A 5,475-nucleotide genomic window follows, 5' to 3' on the forward strand; every position below is an offset into this window, starting at 1 on the left:
TCGGGGCAACGGCCCACAGCGGCGGCGCTTTCGGGCGCAGATGAGTTGTTCCGGGGATTGACAAAGTTCTGAAATGCTTTAGAATTTTGTTTTTCCAATCAGGGGCTTAACGCCTTCTGAGGTTCTTTAACAATGGGGTCAGGTTATTTGTGTGGGCGCTGGCTGTGGTGGTCGGTGCGATCATCAAAGTCAGTGCTCGTTGATTCGAGTGCGGTCTTTGAGCTTGTATAACGATGGTACGCCATCGGAATGATTTAAACTGAAGAGTTTGATCATGGCTCAGATTGAACGCTGGCGGCAGGCCTAACACATGCAAGTCGAGCGGCAGCAGCTCCTTCGGGAGGCTGGCGAGCGGCGGACGGGTGAGTAACGCATGGGAACTTACCCAGTAGTGGGGGATAGCCCGGGGAAACCCGGATTAATACCGCATACGCCCTGAGGGGGAAAGCGGGCTCCGGCTCGCGCTATTGGATGGGCCCATGTCGGATTAGTTAGTTGGTGGGGTAATGGCCTACCAAGGCGACGATCCGTAGCTGGTCTGAGAGGATGATCAGCCACACCGGGACTGAGACACGGCCCGGACTCCTACGGGAGGCAGCAGTGGGGAATATTGGACAATGGGGGCAACCCTGATCCAGCCATGCCGCGTGTGTGAAGAAGGCCTTAGGGTTGTAAAGCACTTTCAGCAGGGAGGAAAAGCTGATCGTTAATACCGGTCAGTGTTGACGTTACCTGCAGAAGAAGCACCGGCTAACTCCGTGCCAGCAGCCGCGGTAATACGGAGGGTGCAAGCGTTAATCGGAATTACTGGGCGTAAAGGGCGCGTAGGCGGTTTGGTAAGCGAGTTGTGAAAGCCCCGGGCTCAACCTGGGAATGGCAATTCGAACTGCCAAGCTAGAATGCAGCAGAGGGCAGTGGAATTCCAGGTGTAGCGGTGAAATGCGTAGATATCTGGAGGAACACCAGTGGCGAAGGCGACTGCCTGGGCTGACATTGACGCTGAGGTGCGAAAGCGTGGGTAGCAAACAGGATTAGATACCCTGGTAGTCCACGCTGTAAACGCTGAGAACTAGTCGTTGGGGCTATTAGAGCCTTAGTGACGCAGCTAACGCGATAAGTTCTCCGCCTGGGGAGTACGGCCGCAAGGTTAAAACTCAAATGAATTGACGGGGGCCCGCACAAGCGGTGGAGCATGTGGTTTAATTCGACGCAACGCGAAGAACCTTACCTGGTCTTGACATCCTGCGAACTTGGTAGAGATACCTTGGTGCCTTCGGGAGCGCAGTGACAGGTGCTGCATGGCCGTCGTCAGCTCGTGTCGTGAGATGTTGGGTTAAGTCCCGTAACGAGCGCAACCCTTGTCCTTAGTTGCCAGCGGTCCGGCCGGGAACTCTAGGGAGACTGCCGGTGACAAACCGGAGGAAGGTGGGGATGACGTCAGGTCATCATGGCCCTTACGGCCAGGGCTACACACGTGCTACAATGGGGCGCACAGAGGGCAGCAAGCGCGCGAGTGCAAGCGAATCCCTTAAAACGCCTCGTAGTCCGGATCGGAGTCTGCAACTCGACTCCGTGAAGTCGGAATCGCTAGTAATCGCAGATCAGAATGCTGCGGTGAATACGTTCCCGGGCCTTGTACACACCGCCCGTCACACCATGGGAGTGGACTGCACCAGAAGCGGTTAGTTTAACCTTCGGGAGAACGATCGCCACGGTGTGGTTCACGACTGGGGTGAAGTCGTAACAAGGTAGCCGTAGGGGAACCTGCGGCTGGATCACCTCCTTATCGACACGCCGGCGCCACGCCAGCGTCCACAACAAATAACCTGACCCGTTGTAAAGAGCATGAACGCGATCTGGGCTGGGCCCGGAAGGGTGAAAGCCCTTGGCAAGTTTGGGTCTGTAGCTCAGTTGGTCAGAGCGCACCCCTGATAAGGGTGAGGTCGGTGGTTCAAGTCCACCCAGACCCACCAGAACCGCCGCCGGGGTGGTTGTGGTTGGTGGCAAAGGGGTCGTAGCTCAGTTGGGAGAGCGCCTGCCTTGCACGCAGGAGGTCAGGAGTTCGATTCTCCTCGGCTCCACCAGTTTCGAATCGGCCGACACCGGCTGAGGTGATCCGCGACGTGATCAAAGATGAGTTTTTTCGCCGAGAGAACTGATCTGTGATTTCGCATCACGATGCTCTTTAACAAAGTGGCAAGCAATGAATTGAAAGTCTGATGTTCATTGACCGCAATCCGCAATCAGTGGATTGGGGTCGTGGCACTGACTCAAGCGTTGAATCCGGCGTAATGGCAGTAGCCTGCGCGCACGCTGAGCGTGTGCTGCGGGTTATATAGTCAAGCGAATAAGCGCAAACGGTGGATGCCTTGGCAGTCAGAGGCGATGAAGGACGTGGCAGCCTGCGATAAGCGTCGGGGAGGTGGCAAACAACCTTCGATCCGGCGATCTCCGAATGGGGAAACCCACCTGGTTTCGGCCAGGTATCGCCCGCTGAATACATAGGCGGGCGAGGCGAACCCGGGGAACTGAAATATCTAAGTACCCGGAGGAAAAGAAATCAACCGAGATTCCCCAAGTAGCGACGAGCGAACGGGGATTAGCCCTTAAGCTTGTGGGTGGGTAGTGGAAGTGTCTGGAAAGTCACACCATAGAGAGTGATAGTCTCGTACGCGAAACGCGCCCATAAGTGAAATCGAGTAGGACGGGGACCGTGAAAACCTGTCTGAATACGGGGGGACCATCCTCCAAGGCTAAATACTCCTGACTGACCGATAGTGAACCAGTACCGTGAGGGAAAGGCGAAAAGAACCCCTGTGAGGGGAGTGAAATAGACCCTGAAACCGTTTGCGTACAAGCAGTGGGAGCACCCCTCGGGGTGTGACCGCGTACCTTTTGTATAATGGGTCAGCGACTTACTTTCAGTGGCAAGGTTAACCGTCTAGGGGAGCCGCAGGGAAACCGAGTCTTAAATGGGCGAACACAGTCGCTGGGAGTAGACCCGAAACCGGGCGATCTATCCATGGCCAGGGTGAAGGTCGGGTAACACCGACTGGAGGCCCGAACCCACCTATGTTGAAAAATGGGGGGATGAGTTGTGGATCGGAGTGAAAGGCTAATCAAGCCCGGAGATAGCTGGTTCTCCTCGAAAGCTATTTAGGTAGCGCCTCGTGTATCACTGGCGGGGGTAGAGCACTGTTTGGGCTCGGGGGCCATCTCGGCTTACCAACCCCTTGCAAACTCCGAATACCGCCAAGTGCAATCACGGGAGACAGAGCATGGGTGCTAACGTCCGTGCTCAAGAGGGCAACAACCCAGACCGCCAGCTAAGGTCCCCAAGTACCGGTTCAGTGGGAAACGATGTGGGAAGGCACAGACAGCTAGGAGGTTGGCTTAGAAGCAGCCATCCTTTAAAGAAAGCGTAATAGCTCACTAGTCGAGTCGGCCTGCGCGGAAGATGTAACGGGGCTAAACCGGTCACCGAAGCTGCGGACGCCTTTTAGGCGTGGTAGAGGAGCGTTGTGTAGGCCTGCGAAGGTGAGTCGAGAGGCTCGCTGGAGGTATCACAAGTGCGAATGCTGACATGAGTAACGATCAAGGAGGTGAAAACCCTCCTCGCCGGATGACCAAGGTTTCCTGCGCAACGCCAATCGGCGCAGGGTGAGTCGGCCCCTAAGACGAGACCGAAAGGTGTAGTCGATGGGAAACGGGTTAATATTCCCGTACCTCGCGTGAGTGCGATGGGGGGACGGAGAAGGCTAGGCGGAGCCGGGCGAGTGGTTGTCCCGGTTCAAGCGAGTAGGCCGCGGTGGTAGGCAAATCCGCCACCGCAAGCCGAGACGCGACGACGAGCGCCCAAGGGCGCGAAGCCGCTGATGCCATGCTCCCAGGAAAAGCCTCTAAGCTTCAGCTCACGTGGGACCGTACCCCAAACCAACACAGGTGGTCAGGGTGAGAATCCCAAGGCGCTTGAGAGAACTCGGGTAAAGGAACTAGGCAAAATGGTGCCGTAACTTCGGGAGAAGGCACGCCGCGCTAGGGTGACGGGACTCGCTCCCCGAGCTCGAGGCGGTCGAAGATACCAGGCCCCTGCGACTGTTTACTAAAAACACAGCACTGTGCGAACTCGAAAGAGGATGTATACGGTGTGACGCCTGCCCGGTGCCGGAAGGTTAATTGATGGGGTTAGCTCAGGCGAAGCCCTTGATCGAAGCCCCGGTAAACGGCGGCCGTAACTATAACGGTCCTAAGGTAGCGAAATTCCTTGTCGGGTAAGTTCCGACCTGCACGAATGGCGTAACGATGGGGGCGCTGTCTCTACCCGAGACTCAGTGAAATTGAAATCGCTGTTAAGATGCAGTGTATCCGCGGCCAGACGGAAAGACCCCGTGAACCTTTACTATAGCTTCACAGTGAACTTTGAGCAGTCTTGTGTAGGATAGCTGGGAGGCTTTGAAACGGTGACGCCAGTCACCGTGGAGCCGTCCTTGAAATACCAGCCTGGGTTGTTTGAGGTTCTAACTCAGTCCCGTTACCCGGGACGAGGACACTGTGTGGTGGGTAGTTTGACTGGGGCGGTCTCCTCCCAAAGCGTAACGGAGGAGCACAAAGGTGGGCTAAGCACGGTCGGACATCGTGCGGTTTGTGTAAAGGCACAAGCCCGCTTGACTGCGAGACATACTCGTCGAGCAGGTGCGAAAGCAGGTCTTAGTGATCCGGTGGTTCTGTATGGAAGGGCCATCGCTCAACGGATAAAAGGTACTCCGGGGATAACAGGCTGATACCGCCCAAGAGTTCACATCGACGGCGGTGTTTGGCACCTCGATGTCGGCTCATCACATCCTGGGGCTGAAGCCGGTCCCAAGGGTATGGCTGTTCGCCATTTAAAGTGGTACGCGAGCTGGGTTTAGAACGTCGTGAGACAGTTCGGTCCCTATCTGCCGTGGACGTTGGAGATTTGAGGAAAGCTGCTCCTAGTACGAGAGGACCGGAGTGGACGAACCTCTGGTGTTCCGGTTGTCACGCCAGTGGCATTGCCGGGTAGCTAAGTTCGGACAGGATAACCGCTGAAGGCATCTAAGCGGGAAGCCCCTTCCAAGATGAAATCTCCCCGGGCCCTCGAGGCCCCTCAAGAGCCGTCCAAGACCAGGACGTGGATAGGCCGGGTGTGGAAGCGCTGCAAGGCGTTAAGCTAACCGGTACTAATGGCTCGTGAGGCTTGACTATATAACACCCCAGCGCATGCTCCGGATCAACGCTTGAGCCAGTGCCACGCAACACCAGACACACTTGCTTGCCACACCCTTTTTCGCCTGACGACCACAGCGGGCGGGAACCACCTGATCCCATGCCGAACTCAGAAGTGAAACCGCCCAGCGCCGATGGTAGTGTGGGAGATCCCATGTGAGAGTAGGTCATCGTCAGGCTCCTATACCCAAAGCCCCGCCGGCATCGCCGTGCGGGGCTTTTTTTTGT

Annotated in this window: 2 tRNA genes and 3 rRNA genes; all 5 read left to right on the forward strand. The window is 56.5% G+C overall.

The annotated features are described in order from the left end of the window. Positions 1-256 precede the first annotated feature (256 nt). Positions 257-1,786: ribosomal RNA gene (locus F3089_RS15645) — 16S ribosomal RNA — on the forward strand. Between the two features lie 110 nt (positions 1,787-1,896). Then, positions 1,897-1,973 (forward strand) — tRNA-Ile (locus tag F3089_RS15650). A 35-nt stretch (positions 1,974-2,008) separates the two neighbouring features. Further along, positions 2,009-2,084: transfer RNA gene (locus F3089_RS15655), tRNA-Ala, on the forward strand. Positions 2,085-2,337: 253 nt separating this feature from the next. Further along, positions 2,338-5,226, forward strand: a 23S ribosomal RNA gene (locus F3089_RS15660). Between the two features lie 85 nt (positions 5,227-5,311). Then, positions 5,312-5,426 (forward strand): 5S ribosomal RNA (gene rrf, locus F3089_RS15665). The 16S, 23S and 5S rRNA genes sit together here with 2 tRNA genes alongside, the layout of an rRNA operon. The last annotated feature ends 49 nt before the right edge of the window (positions 5,427-5,475 follow it).

Source organism: Halospina sp. K52047b, from assembly GCF_008709855.1.
GTDB lineage: Bacteria > Pseudomonadota > Gammaproteobacteria > Pseudomonadales > Oleiphilaceae > Halospina > Halospina utahensis_B.